Origin of the sequence: Archaeoglobus fulgidus DSM 4304 (genome assembly GCF_000008665.1) — an archaeon.
Taxonomy (GTDB): domain Archaea; phylum Halobacteriota; class Archaeoglobi; order Archaeoglobales; family Archaeoglobaceae; genus Archaeoglobus; species Archaeoglobus fulgidus.
The window spans coordinates 62,542-79,809 of the sequence record NC_000917.1 but is presented as its reverse complement, the minus strand read 5'-3'; the positions used below and the strand labels follow the sequence as shown (position 1 = coordinate 79,809).

At 45.5% G+C, this 17,268-nt stretch carries 21 protein-coding genes, 1 tRNA gene and 1 pseudogene; 14 read left to right on the top strand and 9 right to left on the bottom strand.

The features are described 5' to 3' along the window. Positions 1–20: 20 nt before the first annotated feature. The gene (locus AF_RS00385) at positions 21–1,316 is read right to left on the bottom strand and encodes a DUF22 domain-containing protein (protein ID WP_010877593.1); all 1,296 of its coding nucleotides are present in this window, start codon (positions 1,314–1,316) and stop codon (positions 21–23) included. A 69-nt stretch (positions 1,317–1,385) separates the two neighbouring features. Between AF_RS00385 and AF_RS00380 the strand changes: the two genes are divergently transcribed. After that, complete coding sequence (locus AF_RS00380; protein WP_010877592.1) at positions 1,386–2,126, top strand: transglutaminase domain-containing protein; 741 nt, start codon at positions 1,386–1,388, stop codon at positions 2,124–2,126. On the opposite strand, the gene AF_RS00375 is transcribed toward AF_RS00380, so the two are convergent. From AF_RS00375 to AF_RS00360, 4 genes are read right to left on the bottom strand one after another with little or no spacing between them, the layout of a single operon-like run. After that, complete coding sequence (locus AF_RS00375) at positions 2,123–3,859, bottom strand: aldehyde ferredoxin oxidoreductase family protein (protein ID WP_010877591.1); 1,737 nt, start codon at positions 3,857–3,859, stop codon at positions 2,123–2,125. The two genes, AF_RS00380 and AF_RS00375, sit on opposite strands and share 4 nt — an antisense overlap. Then, complete coding sequence (locus AF_RS00370; protein WP_010877590.1) at positions 3,856–4,266, bottom strand: 4Fe-4S binding protein; 411 nt, start codon at positions 4,264–4,266, stop codon at positions 3,856–3,858. Before AF_RS00370 ends, AF_RS00375 begins: the two co-directional genes overlap by 4 nt. Beyond that, a complete protein-coding gene (locus AF_RS00365; protein WP_048064161.1) occupies positions 4,247–5,479 on the bottom strand; it encodes a single-stranded-DNA-specific exonuclease RecJ in 1,233 nt (410 codons plus the stop codon). Before AF_RS00365 ends, AF_RS00370 begins: the two co-directional genes overlap by 20 nt. Positions 5,480–5,514: 35 nt before the next feature. Further along, positions 5,515–6,414: a bifunctional biotin--[acetyl-CoA-carboxylase] synthetase/biotin operon repressor gene (locus tag AF_RS00360; protein WP_010877588.1), complete on the bottom strand. Its 900-nt coding sequence runs from the start codon at positions 6,412–6,414 to the stop codon at positions 5,515–5,517. Positions 6,415–6,467: 53 nt separating this feature from the next. On the opposite strand from AF_RS00360, the gene AF_RS00355 reads away from it, so the two are divergent. After that, positions 6,468–6,542: transfer RNA gene (locus AF_RS00355), tRNA-Ile, on the top strand. 229 nt (positions 6,543–6,771) lie between these two features. Here the strand turns inward: AF_RS00355 and AF_RS00350 are convergent. Both AF_RS00350 and AF_RS00345 read right to left on the bottom strand, forming a co-directional pair. Then, positions 6,772–6,927, bottom strand: coding sequence for a hypothetical protein (locus tag AF_RS00350; protein WP_231487535.1), 156 nt, complete (start codon positions 6,925–6,927; stop codon positions 6,772–6,774). A gap of 102 nt (positions 6,928–7,029) precedes the next feature. Beyond that, a complete protein-coding gene (locus tag AF_RS00345; RefSeq protein WP_231487533.1) occupies positions 7,030–7,230 on the bottom strand; it encodes a 2-oxoisovalerate dehydrogenase in 201 nt (66 codons plus the stop codon). 588 nt (positions 7,231–7,818) lie between these two features. Here AF_RS00345 and cas6 point away from each other — a divergent pair. The 12 genes and pseudogenes from cas6 to AF_RS00295 all read left to right on the top strand — a co-directional run bounded on the left by cas6 (position 7,819) and on the right by AF_RS00295 (position 16,347). After that, positions 7,819–8,544, top strand: coding sequence for a CRISPR-associated endoribonuclease Cas6 (cas6, locus tag AF_RS00340; protein ID WP_010877586.1), 726 nt, complete (start codon positions 7,819–7,821; stop codon positions 8,542–8,544). Continuing rightward, entirely contained in the window at positions 8,541–8,711 is a 171-nt protein-coding gene (locus AF_RS12975) for a hypothetical protein (RefSeq protein WP_156029469.1), read from the top strand. The genes cas6 and AF_RS12975 overlap by 4 nt, the downstream gene beginning before the upstream one ends. Then, the gene (locus tag AF_RS00335) at positions 8,701–10,980 is read left to right on the top strand and encodes a CRISPR-associated helicase/endonuclease Cas3 (RefSeq protein ID WP_010877585.1); all 2,280 of its coding nucleotides are present in this window, start codon (positions 8,701–8,703) and stop codon (positions 10,978–10,980) included. The genes AF_RS12975 and AF_RS00335 overlap by 11 nt, the downstream gene beginning before the upstream one ends. Further along, positions 10,958–12,010 (top strand): hypothetical protein, encoded by a 1,053-nt coding sequence (locus AF_RS00330; protein WP_231487532.1) that lies wholly within the window; start codon positions 10,958–10,960, stop codon positions 12,008–12,010. Before AF_RS00335 ends, AF_RS00330 begins: the two co-directional genes overlap by 23 nt. After that, positions 11,997–12,359: a hypothetical protein gene (locus tag AF_RS00325; RefSeq protein WP_010877583.1), complete on the top strand. Its 363-nt coding sequence runs from the start codon at positions 11,997–11,999 to the stop codon at positions 12,357–12,359. Before AF_RS00330 ends, AF_RS00325 begins: the two co-directional genes overlap by 14 nt. Beyond that, positions 12,360–13,313 carry a DevR family CRISPR-associated autoregulator gene (locus AF_RS00320; RefSeq protein WP_010877582.1) on the top strand — a complete coding sequence of 318 codons (954 nt, stop codon included), beginning with the start codon at positions 12,360–12,362 and terminating at the stop codon, positions 13,311–13,313. 11 nt (positions 13,314–13,324) lie between these two features. Beyond that, the gene (gene cas5, locus AF_RS00315; protein WP_010877581.1) at positions 13,325–14,011 is read left to right on the top strand and encodes a CRISPR-associated protein Cas5; all 687 of its coding nucleotides are present in this window, start codon (positions 13,325–13,327) and stop codon (positions 14,009–14,011) included. A gap of 83 nt (positions 14,012–14,094) precedes the next feature. Next, positions 14,095–14,325, top strand: a complete 231-nt coding sequence (locus AF_RS12305; protein ID WP_052270455.1) for an AbrB/MazE/SpoVT family DNA-binding domain-containing protein — start codon at positions 14,095–14,097, stop codon at positions 14,323–14,325. Then, positions 14,322–14,735: a type II toxin-antitoxin system VapC family toxin gene (locus tag AF_RS00305; RefSeq protein WP_010877579.1), complete on the top strand. Its 414-nt coding sequence runs from the start codon at positions 14,322–14,324 to the stop codon at positions 14,733–14,735. Before AF_RS12305 ends, AF_RS00305 begins: the two co-directional genes overlap by 4 nt. Before the next feature lie 93 nt (positions 14,736–14,828). After that, the gene (locus AF_RS12970; protein ID WP_156029468.1) at positions 14,829–14,984 is read left to right on the top strand and encodes a hypothetical protein; all 156 of its coding nucleotides are present in this window, start codon (positions 14,829–14,831) and stop codon (positions 14,982–14,984) included. Positions 14,985–15,113: 129 nt separating this feature from the next. Continuing rightward, positions 15,114–15,404 (top strand): annotated as a pseudogene (locus tag AF_RS12510) (type II toxin-antitoxin system VapC family toxin); the annotation flags it as partial. 103 nt (positions 15,405–15,507) lie between these two features. Continuing rightward, positions 15,508–16,347, top strand: coding sequence for a CBS domain-containing protein (locus AF_RS00295; protein WP_048064160.1), 840 nt, complete (start codon positions 15,508–15,510; stop codon positions 16,345–16,347). Here AF_RS00295 and tmk read toward each other — a convergent pair. Together tmk and AF_RS00285 are read right to left on the bottom strand one after the other, a co-directional pair. After that, a complete protein-coding gene (gene tmk / locus AF_RS00290; RefSeq protein ID WP_010877575.1) occupies positions 16,321–16,911 on the bottom strand; it encodes a dTMP kinase in 591 nt (196 codons plus the stop codon). The two genes, AF_RS00295 and tmk, sit on opposite strands and share 27 nt — an antisense overlap. Beyond that, positions 16,911–17,192, bottom strand: a complete 282-nt coding sequence (locus AF_RS00285) for a MazG-like family protein (RefSeq protein ID WP_010877574.1) — start codon at positions 17,190–17,192, stop codon at positions 16,911–16,913. The genes tmk and AF_RS00285 overlap by 1 nt, the downstream gene beginning before the upstream one ends. Positions 17,193–17,268 lie beyond the last annotated feature (76 nt).

The following is a 17,268-nucleotide window of genomic DNA, read 5'->3' as shown; positions in this document are numbered from 1 at the left end:
ATTTTGCTGAGTAATTAAGTTCATTGCTCCGCCCTTATCATTAGCTCCCTGTACTTCGAAATGAGAAACTCCGGCTCTCTCAGCACAGAGATGTTGTAAACAGCCACCGCCCCAAGCAAGTCTCCCTTTTCTATTCTTCCTCCCTTGGGGGATAGCACAACCGCATGCGTAACAACTCTGTCCTCCTCAACCATTTTTGGCGGCGAGAAGGCGCAGAGGTCAACGATGCTGCCGAATGCATGGTTGAAGGAGGTCAGGGGTTGGGTTATCGTTCCCGACGGGAACTCAAGGTCCCTGATTTTAACCACTCCCACCTCCCCTTCTGCAAGCTCAACGCTTTCCTCAGCTATCACTGGCTCAAACCTTCCTATGCTGCTCCTCCTGAAGCTGAAAGGCGTAACGACTATACTCCTTCTTCTTATCCTTCCATCCTTCCAGTAAACGTGGTTGGCCTCAACCTTACCCGTCAGATGCTGAAAGATTCTGGCAGCCCTTTCTCCGGATGAGATGTAGTACACGTTCAGAACACCAAGCAAATCCCCTTTTTCAACCCTGCCATCCAAGGCTGGAAGGAATACTGCATGGGTTATCAGCTTTCTCTCCTCTACAGCCCTCGGCCTCCCCATGTGGGCAATGTCAATAACCGTTCCGAGGGCGTGGGTCATAATGGACATGGGAACCGGAATGGTGTTTTCCGGCAGCTCAAGGTTCTCAATCCTTACCTTGACAGCCTCGCCCTTCGTTACCTCAGCCTCTTCTCTGGCTATCAGGGGGTACCACTCCCCAATGTGCCACCTGCGGTACCAGTACTCCTTCAGAATCCTTTTTTCTCTCACAACCTCATCATCTTTGACGTAAACAAGATTTGCCTCCTGCTCTTTGAGTGACATCGCAACCTCCGGGGCTGTGATGGCTCCTACATTCTCCGCTGGCGCCACATTCATCGGGTAAACCTTAACCACGCCAAGGAGGTCATCTATTTCAACCGTACCATCCTCAACAGGAAGGAAAACCACGTGGGTTATATTCTTCTGCTCCTCAACTCTGTAAAGCCTTTCCCCGTAAACGTCAACAACCGTTCCCAAAGCGTGCCTCTGAATCGAGAGGGGAGAGACTGCCGTTTTTGCTGGCAGTTCTACCTTTCTCACCTTTATTATAACCGGTCTACCCCTCTTAACCTGAACTTCCTGCGTGGATATTAGCAACTTCCAGTAAGCGGTGCTGCCGGTTTTGAAGTATGCAGAACTAATTTCAGCGAACTTCTCAAGCGTGCTCCACTCCCCGTCCAGCTTCCAGTAAACGGTTCTTACTTTCATAATAATTAATTAACTTATACCTTAAAATTTTTTACGGTAACCTTTTTGAGTGTCGGTGGTACTAATTGCATGCAAAAGAGCTTGGTTATTGCCCTGATCATTGCAGTGGTTGCGTCAACGGCCTCGATATACCTTTACGATAAATGCGTTCAGGCTGAAACCAAGTACAGTCTGCTCAGAATCGAGTACCTGAGCCTGCTGGAGGAGAGGGGAAAGTACGTTGAGCAGCAGAAAAGTCTCGCTGAGAGACTCCAAAACTGCACAAAAATGCTGGAAAAAGCTGCTGAGGAACGTAGAGATGTAGAGAGAGACGTGGAGGAGCTTAAAGACCTGATATCCACGAATCCCGAACGGTGGACCGTCAGGCTGGAAGGCTCCATTGTTGAAAGGTTGGATAAGGCAAAGCGAGCTATTGAGGACTCCCTGAACTCTCCGATAATCTCAAAATTTGCCGAGATGATTGTTGTCTCAGATGCGGTTTACCTGAATGGAAAAAGGTTCTCCTTCGACTACGTCGAGGATGAGGCAATGCTCAAGGAAAAGGATGCAATAGTCAATCCAGAGTGGTTCCTTATTCACAGGGTTGGCGACTGCGACGATGTGGCTGCAGCAATGGCGGCTGTTATGAAGGTGAAGGGCTACGACGTCAGGTTCTGCGTGGGACAGAGGGAAGGGGAAAGTGGAGATTCCAAGCACGCCTGGGTGAGGATAGGCGATGAGGATGTTGACTACAGGTACTGCGTAAACAGGGTCTGCGAAATGGAGGTAGGCTACTTCGGCAACATCGCTGAAAAATGTGTGGAAATTTAGAGCATTTCTTCAAGCCTTTTTCGGTAGTAGTCAAGGGCTCTCGCCATAAACTCCTCGCTCAGCTTTCCGTGAAGTGAGGGAGTCTCAAATATCCTCTTAGGGACGGAAAGCTTCTTGGGATTGAAGCCCATGGCGACCTTCAGCCTCGCCTTTTCCCTGTAAATTTCGGTGCCAAGGTTCTTGAGCTCATCAGGTGAGATTGAATAGCCAAGCGGTTCAAAAGCTCTGGAAATTACTTCGGGTGTGTAGATTCCCCTCGCGAAGAAGCACACAACTAAGCTAGATAAAACCTGCCTCCAACTCTCCTCCTCGATCAGCCTGTTGATAACCTCTTCTGGCGATAGGTCCTTTACCTTTTGATCAAGGCTGTAGCCTGCAGAGTCGAGATGGGAGTGTCTCATCCCCGTCAGGTAGCCGAGCACCGCTGCATAGCCTGTGTGGTAGCCCGGCATCTCATTGCCGCCAAAGGCTAGGGCGAATTCCCTCCCTCCGTAAATCTCCGAGGCGTGCTGAACGCCCATAGCGAGGTGTTTGTAGAACTCCGTCGGCTGCTCGTAAATGTAGTCGATCGCTTTCAGGTAGCTTTCAACATCTCCGAAATTCAGCTTTACGAGCGTCTCTCTCTCGGTGATAATTCCCCTCTCCAGCGCTTCGGTCGCCCACGCCAAGCACACTCCTGTGCTCATAGCATCCAGGCCATAGGTTTCAACCCTGTGTATGAGCCTCAGCAAATCGTCTCTCCTCCCAATTCCGAGCATGGAGCCGAGGGAGTAAATTAGCTCGTAGTCGTAGGAAATCATTATGGTCCGGAAGAAGTAAGGCTCGTTCTCGTAGGGCAGCCTCAATGCGGCAAGATGAATACACGCAACCGGGCAATGGCTGCAGGCTATCCTCCTTCCGAGGTTGTGCTCCGCCAGAGCCTCTCCGCTTATTTCCTCAGCCTTCTCAAACCTCGCAGCTTTGAGGTTCTTTGTTGGAAGGGCGTTTAGCTCGTTCAGGGGTATTACGTTGGCTGCGGTGCCGAGAAGATGATACTTTTTCATCGCGTCCGACTCAATCGCCATCCTGTATATTTCGTCGTAAACTTCCCTGTATTTTTTGCCGTCAGCCGGCAGGTACTTCTTTCTCCCTCTGACAATCAGAGCTTTGAGCTTCTTGCTACCAAAAACCGCTCCGAGTCCGAGCCTTCCGAAGTGTCTGTACGTCTCAGTTGTGACGCAGGAGTATCTGACAAGCCTCTCTCCAGCACCGCCAATCCTCATCATCGTCCTCGTTCCCCTGCCCGACTCATTTTCTGCCAGTATCCTTCCAACAATAAGCGAGTCAGGAATGCCCCAGAGGACTCTACCATCCCTGAAGTGAACCTTTCCAGGCTCAACTACCAGATATACGGGCTTTTTGCTTGCTCCCTTTATCACGATTGCACCGTAACCTGCAGCAGCTATCGATACAGCAGTTCTCCCTCCGGCGTGGCTCTCGCCCAGATTGCCGGTGAGGGGGCTTTTGAACATCGCAACTGTTTTAGATGCGAGTGGGTAGGCCGGGGTTAGGGGTCCGGTGGCGAAGACTATGACGTTTTCGGGAGAGAGCGGGTCTGCTTTCGGATCCATGTGCTCTCTCATAAGCTGAACCGCCACACCCGTTCCACCAAGCCATTTCTCGAAAAGCTCAGGGCGATGCTCTACTTCGTAGGTGTAGTTGTTGAGGTCTATAACGAGAACAACATCCCTCATGCTTCCACCTCTTTATAGGCTATAACTTCGTGCGGGCAGTAGCTGGCGCAGTAGCCGCAGTGGATGCAGACGGCTATTTTTCCATCTTCCCTCACAAAGATGGCGTTGAGTGTGCAGGCTTCAACGCAGTAGTGGCATCCAAGGCAGAGGTTCTCCAAGTAAATCACTCCGCCCCCTTTCTTTGGCTTCAGGGCTCCGGTTGGGCAAACCTGCACACACGGTGGCTCCTCACAGGCTCTACAGAATATGATTGTCGCGCCCCTCTCAAAACCGCTCAGGCTGACAGGAAGGATTGCAGAACTGCTGTTACCTATTTCCGGCCTCTTTGCAAACTTTCTCGAGCATGCGAACATGCAAAGCCCGCACCCAACGCATTTCTCTATGTCCTCAACCACGAGACGCTTCATACTCCTTCACCAGCCCTTCAAATGCCTCGATAAACTCCTCCTCCTTTCCCCTGTCTATGACCGTCGCAGCCGCGATTCTGTGGGTTGCGTCCGCAAAGCCGCCAACAGCCTCGCTGGCTTTCGGTATCAGATAATCGAGGCCGGGCATTTTGCCTCTCAAAATCATTCTTTCCAGAGGCGTAGGAGCTCTTGCGCTCACCTTTACGGCATCCCACCCAATCTCACCGAGGTCTGGAATGGACTTCGGCTGGTTCTGAAAACCTATTAGGTAGAGGTTATCCTTCAGAAACGTCATGTCCTTTATGAGCTGGCAGAACTCTCCGACCATCTTTACGCCCATAGGGTAGAAGAAGTCGCCGACGTGGAACCACTGCACGTACTCTCCAATCTTCAATTCACCGTTCCTCAGCCTCTCCATCATCTGCTCAAACTTCTCTTTTTTAAGCTTCTCAAGCTGCTCAACCTTTTCAAGAGTTTTCTCATCAAATCCCTCAAAGCACGCTCTGATTCCAAGCTGGTAGGCTCTCTCCTCGTAGCCCACTGCCCCAAGAGTTGTTAGCCTCGGGGCGATGACGTCAGCATACTCTCCGAATTGCTTAATGAAGTACCTCTCCTTCGCTCCCTCAAACCTCACCTTCACCTGCCCCTCATCAATCGCCTCTTCGAGTGCAAATCTGTCGAATCCCAGCACACCCCCGCTCCTGTCATGGTAGTCCCCAACACTCCCGAGAACGGCTATGTAAGCGTACTTTTTAGCCTCTTCCCCAGCAACAGCCCTGAAAAATATGTAGTTGAGACTCGATGCCGAAACGAAGACATCTCCCGAAATCCCCGCAAGCTCCGGATCGAGAACGTGAACGTAGTCACTGTCGATATCCTTCGCAGGATGGTGGTCGATTATCAGAACCATGCTCTTTCCGGCGTTTATTTTATCAATCATGTCAGCAGCTAACCCGCCCAAGTCAGTGTAGATGATCATGCCATCCCTTGAAGAGTGAATCTTCTCCACAACCGCAGGGTAGACCTTCTCAATGCAAATCAGCTCCGCCTCAAAACCGCAGTACTCGCAGAGCTTTTTCAAAAGCGCCCCGGAGCAAAGACCGTCAGCATCGTTGTGGTGAACAACTGTAACCCCGCCCCCGGCATAGCTTCTTATGTAGTTGGCAGCCCTCTCAACCCACTCGAAAAACTCCTGATGAAGAAATTCCTCCATGTTAGACATTGGTAAAAGGATATACTAAAAATTTTTCATCTGAGATGAATGCAGTCTCCGGCGTAGATTTTTTTGCCGCTTACTACAAGCGAGCCGTCTTCGGAGATTGCCTCCGCAATTCCCTCCGCAACTCCCGAAGGAGTTGTCACTCTCACAGCCTTTCCTACCGAGGAGCACCTCCTTTCGATTCTCCTTCTGAGCTCACACCACCTACCGTCCAGCAGCATTCTGTAGTTTTTCGAGAAATTTCTGATGACTTGCTCAAAAACCTCCCTTCTGGAAACATCGTACAGCTCGGAGAGTGAAATACCGTTTTCAGGATGAGGATTTTTCACGTTGATTCCAACTCCAACTATAACGAGCGGTCTTTCAACCTCCCCGTGCAGTTCGGAAAGAATTCCGCAAACCTTTCTGCCCTTAATCAGAACATCGTTCGGCCACTTTATCTCCGATTGAGGAATCGCCTCAGCGACGCTCAGCCCCGCTATCAGCGTGAGCTTTGGCAACTCAGAGTAGTCGAGGGGTGGTGAGAGCGTTACCGAGAAATACAGCCCGCCCTCCTCGCTGAGCCACTTCCTTCCGTGCCTCCCCCTTCCGGCCGTTTGCCTGTTAGCGAAGAAAAGCGCATCTGGTTTGCCGTACTCCTTGGCCCTGCTGTTGGTGGAATCGGTAACATCGTAGAAGTGAACCTCCTTAAAACCGCTTTCAAAGGCCAATCTCGCCACCTCATACGGATTGAGCTCCTCTTCTCCAGCTATGGTGTAGCCGCTCGCATTTGACTCAACATAAACTCCGCACTCCTTTAGCTTTTGCACAGCCTTCCATACAGCGGTCCTCGAGATTCCCAACTTCTTAGCCAGCTTTTCTCCGGAAAGAGGGTTCTCAGATAGAATCCTGTAAACTCTGTAGTCTGTGGATTCCCTTGAAATGCGCATGAGAGATACAACACCATAATCTTAATAAACCCTTTTTTCCTCAAGCTGACTGAGGGCCCGTGGCTCAGCCTGGTTAGAGCGCTCGCCTGATAAGCGAGAGGTCCGGGGTTCGAACCCCCGCGGGCCCATTTTTAAGGTGGGTTAATTGGGCTTTTCCAAGATTGGGATTGCTTAGGTATGAGCTTTATGAGTATTTACTTTTTTGTAATACAAAATTAAAAATCGAAGAGAGGAGAAATCGATTAAGGCAGCTTACTCGTTATGGTTGGTAATTTTCCCGGCGCGAACTACTCAAGAGATACGAGACGCGCGGAGATAGACATCCAAATAGACATTCAGAAGATTTAAAGCCAACAATCACCTTCCAAAAAGCTTCTCTATTAGCTCTCTTTTATCAACTCCAAGGTGTTCTGCGACATCCTTCAAAATTGAGTTAAGAGTTCCAGGTTTCAAAGATCCCTGTCTTGGAATCGTTATGTGGTGTTCTCCTCCCCGATGGGTTGTGAGTCTCATATGACTGCCGGTAACTTCATAGCCGTACTTTCTCAGTAACTTGGCGAGTTCTTCGCCGCAATATCTCTGGGAAGTTTCATAGGGTTAAGACCTCTTGCCTCACTATGTGAAGTCTGATAATTTTGGCCTTTCTCCTTCCTCAAAATGACACTCTACAGCATCTTTAACCATTTCTTTCAGTTCCTCAAGAGAGCCAGCCTGGGTGAAAATTGAGTGGCCAAGAGCTCTTGCAGTGTAGCCGTCATCTGTTTCTTCCACTAGGAAGATTACCCCATCAATTTTTTCACCTCTTGCATAGGACATTGTTTCACTTCATCACTCTTTAATCTTTTGCAGGTGACTTATTAGCTTTTCAAGTTTTACATTGCCTGGCATAGGTTGACCTCTTTCCTAGGCTGCATATATTGCTCATAGATCTCAGAGAGAAGTTTTTCAGTCATAGGACTGGAGGTTAAGGCTTCCTGTGTTGTGGGCATGATGTAATCTATCAGCCCTGGGTGAGTCGCCAGGACTTCTTCCATGAGCTAGGCAACCTGAACGTTAATGTTTTTAATGTCGTCGATAATAATAGAGCTTCTTTGATGGCCTCTTTGGAGGCTCTTGTACTCTTTAAGGTGTTGTCCGGTCCTCCTCGAACAACTAGTCCCGGTCTGGGTTGAAACTGCGCAGGATGAGCGTGATTGTGGAAATACGGCACCAACTAAGGAAATTAAGGAGGTTTGACACAGGTTTGACAATCCGCATAAGACATGACGACGTGTATAGGAGCTGGAAATACCTTAGTAGATAGGGGTCGCGACCTCTTTTCAGATACACCACCGCCGGTGGTTTTCATTCACAACTCTGACAGCAAGCAAAAACCTTATATTTGACAAGGTGTAACTTTGCTCAATGCGTTTGAAAATCTCCCTCCTGTCACCTGCAGACAGCTTCGAGATTGACTTGAACCACTCTTATCACCTCGCTTCGGCGATTTACAGGGCTATTGAAAGGGCTGACCCCTCGCTTTCCATTGAGCTGCACAAGCCAGATGTCCCGAAATTCTTCACCTTCAGCAAGCTCTTCATTCCAAAGAGGAAGTTCAGGATAGAGGGAGAAAAGATGGTGTCGGATTGCGAGGAGGCTTACTTTTTCTTCTCCACTCTCAGAAATGAGGTTGCCGCCAGTCTTGTTGAGGGTTTGCTCTCAAAGCCCGAGATAAGAATCTGCGGTGTTGACTTCATCGTCTCAGAGGTGTCTGTTCTTCCAGAAAGGGAGGTAAAGGGAAGGGAGAAGTTCGTAACTCTCAGCCCCATATATGCATCTACCTCAGTCGGAGAGAACGGCAGAAGGAGGATTTTTGATTTGTATCCGAAAGACAGTAAGTTTTACGAGGTTATCTTGCAGAATCTTGTGAAGAAGTACGTTCTATATTACAAAAGCGCTCCGGAAAACCTCGACTTCCACATGAAACCTCTCAACGTTAAAGCGAAGCGCATCAGGCTTAAGGACACCTTTCACAGATGTGTTGAAATGGTTTTTAAGGCTGAAGGTAGTCCTGAGCTGCTTGACGTGGGTTATAAGGCGGGTTTTGGCTCTAAGAACAGCATGGGGTTTGGGATGGTGAAGGTGGTATGAAGGTAGTTACGCTTGACGATTTCATCGGAAAAGAAAATGAATGTGACAATTCAGGATATGGCGAATCTAATGAGCTTAGGTTTACCGGTAACTGGTTTATTGATGCAGGGATTTTGGGGTTTGTTAATTTGATGGAGGGAATTTACAGGGGGATTTATGGTGATTAAAGCCTTTCGCAAATTAACAGGCCATAGTCCATACGAATATCAAAAGGAAGCAATGGATAATTTACTGGAGGGAAAATCCCTGATTATTAGAGCGCCGACCGGTGCCGGAAAAACTGAAGCATCTTTAATTCCTTTTATTTATGGCCTCAATGACTACTTACCACCTCAGTTGATTTATTCGCTTCCGACAAGAACTTTAGTGGAAAGTATTGGCGAACGTGCTATTAAGTATGCTTCATTCAAAAAACTAAGAGTAGCAATTCATCATGGCAAAAAGGCAACAAGTAGCCTTTTCGAGGAGGATATTATTGTCACAACAATCGATCAGACTGCTGGGGCATATTTGAGCGTTCCCTTAAGCATGCCAAAAAGGTGGGGAAACATTTTTGTAGGTGGTATTGCATCAGCTCTGACCGTTTTTGATGAAGTACACACTCTTGACCCAGAAAAAGGTCTTCAAACTGCTGCAGCAATCGCTATGCAATCTGCAAAACTTGGCCTTCCTTCAATCATAATGTCTGCTACTCTACCAGATGTTTTCATTGAACGTGTCAAGGAAAGAATAGAGAAAAATGGAGGTAAAGTCGAGATTATGGACGTGAAGAATGAATCAGAAATCAAATCGAGGAGAAATCGAAAAGTTGAACTTATAAATAGACCTGATGAAATGTTAACGGCAGATACTGTTCTAAAGGAGGCTGAGAACTGCAGAAAACTTGTTGTAGTTGTTAACACTGTCGAACGAGCACAAAACCTGTACCTCGATCTAAGGAAGAAAATAGACTATCCCATTTTTCTCCTGCATTCCAGATATCTAGAAAAAGATCGGGCAGAAAAGGAGAAATCCTTTGAAAAAGTATTCGGTAAGAATGGTAAAGGCGAGTGTATATTTATCTCTACACAAGTAATAGAAGTAGGAATGGATATCTCATCTCCAATAATTCTGTCAGAAGTTGCTCCAATTGATGCACTGATACAAAGGGCTGGGAGATGTGCAAGGTGGGGTGGCAATGGAGAATTTCACGTTTTTGGGCTCGCCAGAGACAGTAGCAATCCATATGCTCCATATCTTAAAGAGCTAATCGAGAGTACAATAACTGAAATCAGGAGTAAAGGGGATTTTCCTTTAGATTGGCAAACTGAACTCCAACTCGTCAACAATGTACTTTCAAGTCATTTTGAGTTTTTCATGGATTCGAAGTTTTTCTACCAGAGACTTGGGGAACTTGCAAGAGCTGTTTATGAAGGTAGTAAGGCAAAGGTGGAGCAGAACGTTAGAGAAATTTTTTCGTGTGATATTACACTTCATGAAAATCCTGACACTCTAGAACCAGAGGAAATCTTGGCACTGCCGAGAATACGTGTTGATGCGCGAGTTTTAAGTGGTAAAGTTGAGAAGCTTGCGGAGTTAGGCATAAAAACATACAAACTAGAAGAAAATCCGGTAATTGGAGATTATGAAAGCAAATACACGCTAGTACTTGTAAAAAGTAAAGAAGATGTAACCCCATTTCAACTTTATGTTCTGAGTGGTGCTTGCTATTCTCCAGAAGTCGGGCTTGTGCTTGGCAAATCTGCTCCTAATGCAATCAAATCCTTTGAGCCCGATAAACTGAAACTTAAAGGTATTAAAAGCCAAGCTGATTATAAACTTGAGAAAGAGAGTTGGGTTGAACACGCAAAGAACTCTCTATGGGTACTCGACTGCTACCTAATTCCTCGTTATTACTATGTTATCAAAAATTTCGCTGATTACTTCGGGTACGAGTATAATGAGTTTGTCAATCTTATTAAATGCATAACGGCACTACATGATCTGGGCAAATTAAACATAAATTGGCAGGAGAAAGTAGGATGGAATGGCAAAATACCTTTAGCCCATTCAGATGAAAGTGACGTCAGAAAATTGCCCCCACACGCAACTGTTTCTGCAAAAGCCTTGCAACCTTATTTAGAAAGTTTATTTGATGACGCAGGTGTATTCAAAGCATTCTATTTGGCAATTGCTCATCACCACGGACCGTGGGCGAGAGAATACAAAGAATACCGTCTAATTCCAGAATTCAACAAATTCATTGAGGAGGTCTGGAGCGTTCCGAAAGAGTTGATTAAAGTCCATGATTCAGCCAATAGGCTTGATTTTACGTACTTAAATGTAGCTGATGAGAATGAGGCTTACAGACTTTATGGTTTGCTTTCTAAATTGATAAGAATTTCAGACAGACTTGCTACTGGAGGTGCAAGTTATGAATCGATATTTTCTGCCTAAAACTGGCTGGGAGTTTTTTGATGTATCAAGGGCCTATGGAGTGGGGGTTATCGTGCATACACTGAGCGGAGACGCAGTTGTAAGCGACATGGGTGGATTATATTTAATAGAATCACAAAGAGAATTGAACTTTGAGCGAATCGACCAGATTCATAAATTTTTTGGTGACGATCAAGCTTGGGACTGGACGTTTATAACAATTGGAAGTGGACAAAGAGAAAAGACGAAAAAGAAGGTTGTAGAGTTCTTAGGAAATGTAGAAGATATCCGAAACATATTGGACGGTTTAAAAGAGCTTAAATCACCCGTTTACATAGGCAGCGGGAAGGAGACTCTATATCAGCCAATGGAGTTGGCAGCAACGAAGGGTATTAGGGACGAAATACTGTTAAAAAAGCAATATTCAGAAGGGTCGCCTGTAAAAGTGTCGATAAGTGACTTTACTCTCTCAGTATTGGGGCATATCAATGCAACCATACGAAAGTTCTCGAACATGGGCATGATTTTTGCCATTCCAAGCCCTACCAGAACAAGAATATTACACCTGATTGGTGAGATCAGAAAGAGAATCGATGACTCGGTAAAAGGCTTACATAGAGCAGGGTGGTTTCCATCACTCGCTCAAATAGCTGTTAATTTGGTTTTAGAAGAACTAAGAGTTGAAGAAGGTGGTAAATTTGCACCAAAGTTCGGTTCTCTGATATATGGTGTAATGACCAAAACAGGGAACCAGTGGAAGCCGTTAACAGGTGGCATTTTCCCCCTTGACTTATTACACCAGATAGCCGAATCCAATGAGGCAATAAAGGTGTTGAACAAATGGAAAGACATTTTTGAGTGGACCGCTTTCAGAAAAGGCTATGAAGACCTACCATCTGCTTTAGCCGAATTCATCACAAATCCCAGTTTGTCCAATTATGAGAGATACATCAAACTCCATCTAAGAAATGACATTGGTAAAGATCGGATAAAGTTCGGAAGTTATGAAGAAAAAGTTTTAAAGGAGGTGGTGAATTTTGTCGGAGTTTAAACTTGGAGATATTTTTGGATGTGAAGCCGTAAAGAATTTTGGGGCGGCATTGAGGAAAGCGCTGAGGATTGGCGACGATTACGCATCTCTTGTAGAATTAGAATACGTTGAGACAAAAGAACAGTTTGAAGAAGTCATAAAGAAGTTTTTGAGAAGATATGAAACTATAGCTAGGAGAGGCTACAAGGGAAAGGAGCTTAGTCGCCTTAGTGAAAAGGATTTGGAAGAACTTATGAGTTTGGTGGATAAATACGATGTGAAGCCAATTAGAGCAGCTCTCATCAGTTATGCTCTTGTTAAAAGTGAGAGAGAAGATGAAGCTACATTAAAATCTGAGGAGGTGGTTTAAGTGAGTGGAATTTATGAAATCGCCATTTTGGGGAGAGCTACATGGCAGCTACACAGCTTGAACAATGAAGGAACTGTTGGTAACGTTACAGAGCCGAGAAGTGTTAGAATAATAGACCCGAACACAAAGAAGGCCGTAACAACCGATGGAATTTCTGGAGAGATGCTAAAACATATTCATACAGAAATAATGTGGACATTGGATGATAAAAACAACTTGTGCGATGCATGTAAGGTGCTAAATCCAGAAAAGTTCAATTTTGCGATAAAATCAAAGAAAGCAACACCTAAGGATGTTGAAGACGCATTAAAGCAGGCTTTAAATACATGTGACATTTGCGATGTTCAGGGCTTCCTTCTCGAAAGACCTACAGCCTCAAGAAAATCAACAGTAGAATTTGGCTGGGCTCTCGGAATCCCTGAGGTTTATAGAGATATCCACACTCATGCAAGACACGCTCTTGGTGAAAAAGGCAAAAGAGAGAAAACTGAAGAGAGTGAAGAAGAGGTTGGGGGAGTTTCAACTCAGATGGTTTACCATCGTCCAACAAGATCTGGAGTTTATGCAATCATTTCAGTCTTTCAGCCTTGGAGAATTGGGCTGAATGAGGCAAAGCAGGATAAATACACCTATGATGCAAACGATAACGCAAGGGAAAGAAGATATCAGCTTGCATTGAAGGCGTATCCGCTCCTGTTTGCCCGCCCAGAAGGAGCAATGACTACCACACGATTGCCTCATGTTGAAGATTTCAGCGGTGTAATAGTTTACTCGACAAAGCCAATACCTGTTCCCATAATCTCGCCCCTTAAGAGTAACTATGTTGATGAAGTAAAAACTATAGTGGAGAACATAGACGATTCTTTAAAAGTTGCTGAGTTCAATGGTATTGCAGAGTTTGCAATGAAAATAGGAGAGCTAATTAAAAATAAACCTTACAAAATGGAATTTTAAGGTGAACAAGGATGCAATGGGTAAAATTGACATTACACTTCCCATCATTTTTTTCGTACCGCATACCAGATTATTCTTCACAGTACGCCTTAAGTGTCCCATTACCGTCTCCGTCGGCGATAAAGCTATCATTGGTAGCAACAGCCATAAGAACAACTGGTAATGTTGCTGAAGGTGAACGTGTTTTTTATGCTGTGCGGGATGCTGATATACGAATTTTACCGCCTGAACAAATTGCAATTAACTCGGTTTTGATTAAGCGGCTGAAGAAAAAGAAGAATCCCACGGAGTTAGAAACTTTCGAGAAAACATTTGGTGTTAGAGAGTATGTCTTTTTCCCAGATGATGTAAACTTGTTCATTGGTTGTGATGATATCGATATAGCAATCAAATACTTTGGTATGCTGAGGTATCTCGGCTCTAGTGACTCGATGCTTTACGTCAAGTGCATAGAGAAAATTAATGAGCCACCAAAAAGTGCAATTAAAGCAATAGCTGATAAAGAGTTTGCGGAAGCAATCTCTAAAGAACCCTATATTGTTTATCCTGTAAAAGACATAAGCAAGAAGGCAAAATTCGAGCAAATAAACCCATATTCAGGCAAATCTGGCAGAAACGTCTTTGAAAGGAAGTATTATCTCATCAAAGCCAGAATCAAAAAGGGCAAAAAATGGAAGCTTCTTGAAATTCAGTGTTAGCTTCCGGTAGCCTGTAAAGTGTTTTATGAAGTGGACAACATATAAGACAAAAGTTTTATCAAAAGTATCCCCAAATCATACCTATGGTAAAACTCAAGGTTAAAGTAGGTGCGAAGGGGCAGGTCGTGATTCCAAAGGTTATAAGGGACAAGCTGGGAATAAAGCCAGATGATGTCCTTCTTGTGGATGAAGAGGGCGGGAAGATAGTGATTGAAAAGCAGGACATCGATGATTTCATTGAGTGGGTCAAAAAAACCAGAAAGAAGGTTGCGGGCGAGGTTTACAGAATTGCATTGGAGGATGAGTTCGAATGAAAATTTTTCTGGATGCCAATTATCTGATTTACCTGAAGTACTCTGAAAGTGACGAAATCTTTGATTACTGCGTAAACCTTCTCAGAAAAATTGAAAAATACGACCTGGTGACTAACATGCTCGCAATCGATGAGGTTATCTGGATACTCAACAGAAAGTATAAAATCGAGCTTGATGAGGTGTTTGAGTATCTTGACAGACTTTTAAGCTTTCTCAGGGTTGTTCCGATTGAAGCTGAGGATTACGACCTCATGAAGGAGTTCATGCTTGGATACAACCTCAAACCCTCGGACTCTCTGCATCTTTCGAGCATGAGGAGACATGGGGTGAGTGTGATAGTCTCGGAGGATTCCGACTTTGACAGGGTGGATTGGGTTAAGAGGGTGTGGATTGGCAGAGGTGATGTTTGACCGCTGTTTGCTTTGATTTACAAGGATTTTCTGATAACAGTAGCTGGAAAGAATTGACGGGATGCTTTTTTGTAAGCTCAACCATTGCCAGCGGTGAAAGTTATTTTCAGAGTTGAGAGTGGAAAGGTCTTCATCGAGGTAAGCAGAGAAAGACTGAAGGACATTCTGAAGGCGGGTAAGCCCGTTGGAGAAAAAAGTGTAAAATTCCAGAGGAGGCTCAGAGATGAGTGGGACAAAGAGGGTGATTGAGTGAGTGAGACTCCAAGAGTCTGTCCCGACACAAACGTTTTCATCGCCGTAAAAAACAGAGAAGAAGGCCGAATACTGCGAGAAAATTCTGGATGCCATCGATGATGGGATTATCGAGGCGCTGTTTCCACAATCGTCGTTGCGGAGGTTCTTGTTGGATTCTACAGAAATGACGAGATTGTTGAGGCAGAGAAGTTCGTCAATCATATCACCCAGAGATTTACAGTTAAAGGTGTGGACGTTGAGGTTGCAAATATGGCTGCCAAGTTGAGAGTAAGAGGATTAAAGCTCCCCAATGCAATAGTTGTTTCGACAGCAATTCTAAGTGACTCCGTCCTGATAACAAAGGACAGGGGAATTAGATACGAGGGACTTGAAATTCTTACTCCAGAGGAGTTCGTTGAGAAGTACCTGATGTAAAATCAACCTGACGATGAGTTGGATTTAGATGCCCCCATAACTTTGTTCCCTGATGAACCGAGGCATGAAAAACTATTTATCTCAAACGAATTATCGAGATGCAATGAAGGCAGCAGATATTATGAACTCGAATGTAATTTACGCGACCCTTCCGAGTACGAGAGACAAGGTACTCGAATTGTTCAAAAAATACGAAATTTCAGCCGTACCTGTTTTGAAGAACTCCGAGCTTGTTGGGATTGTCACGAGAAAGGACATTTTGAGGAAAATAGAGGAGAATCAGCTCGCCCTTCTGATGACCCCAAATCCCACAACGGTTGATGCTGATGCAGACGTCAAAGAGGTTGTGAAAATACTCACCTCGACGCCTTTCAGAAGGCTTCCCGTTGTTAAGGACGGCAAGCTTGTTGGCATAATAACGGTGAGGGACATAATCAAGAAGATTGCCGAAATGAACATCGAAAAACCGGTTAAGAGCTACATAACACCATACATCGTCTGCGTCTGGGAGGAGACACCTCTGAACGTGGTCGGAGAGATAATGAGGCTCTCAAATTCCGAATTCGTTGGAATTCTCAACGACAACGACGAGCTCGTGGGAGTTATTGATGAGAAAATCATGCTGACTGAAACGCTTATAGAGGACTTCATAGAGCAAACGGCTTACTCCTCCTCAAGCGACACGGATGATAGCTGGAGCTGGGACTCGGTTAGAGATTACACTGTGAAATACTTTGAGGTTAGTGTTGTCAAGCTACCAAAGGAGCCCGTCAAGAACTTCATGAAGAAGCCGGAGTTCGTCTACCCGCAAACGAGCGTTTCGAAGTGTGCGAAGAGAATGGTCAGGAGCGATTTGGACTACATTCCCGTCCTTGATTCGGAGAACAGACTCATAGGAACCGTGAGGGACAAGGACTTAATTAGAGTTCTTCTTGAGGTTTAAAAAGCTCTCAATCACCTTCCTTACCTCCTCTTTGACTTCCTCGAGCGGTTTTGACGCATCGACGACGACTGTCGTCTCGTCTGCGTTCTCAAGAAAGCATTTCCTAACTTTTCTGAGATAATCCAGCTTCTCGAAAGGTGAAAGTTTGCCCCTCTTCCTGACCCTCTCAAGCGCTATCTCCGGCTCTACGTCGAGAAGTATCGTTAAATCAGGTTTAGGAGCAATTTTTTCGTTCATTTCCCTGATCAGCCTTGCGTCAATGCCCCTCGCTGACTGATAAGCTATGTTTGAGAAGTAGTACCTGTCCATGACGACAGCATACCCGCTCTGCAATGCGGGAAGTATGTTCTCCCTCGCGTCAATCTCCCTGTCCTTCAAAAAAAGCTCAAGCTCCTCCTCGGGCGAGAGTCTCTCCTCAGAACTCTTTATTTTTTTCCCGAATTTGCTGTCGCCCGGCTCTTTAAGCACCTTGACTTTGTATCCCTTTTCTTTGAGCAGTTCTGCAATGTAAGCAGCAATGGTTGTTTTTCCCGCCCCGTCAATGCCCTCGACAGCGATGAGCATTACTGCTCCTCGCCTTTATCGTATATATTCTTAACCGACAGCTTCCCCCAAAGGTACATGCAAAAGTTTGCTACGTCCAGAAGCTCATCCCTGAGGTTTTCCCAGTCTTCCTTTTCGACAGCCTCCCTGAGCTCATCCATTTCTTCAAACAGCCTGCTCAGAAGCCTTTCTTCGGAAAAGTCAAACCACGGCCGAGGCGTGTTTCCCGGCCTGCTCACCCTCTTCATGTATTTCGCGTGCATCTCCCTCAGAAACTTCTCGGCCAAGCGGAAATAGTCCATATGCTGAGTATGAGCTGAGCATTAAAGAGTATTGTAAATGATTAATTGCTAAATTGACCGAAAGTTATAAATGGTA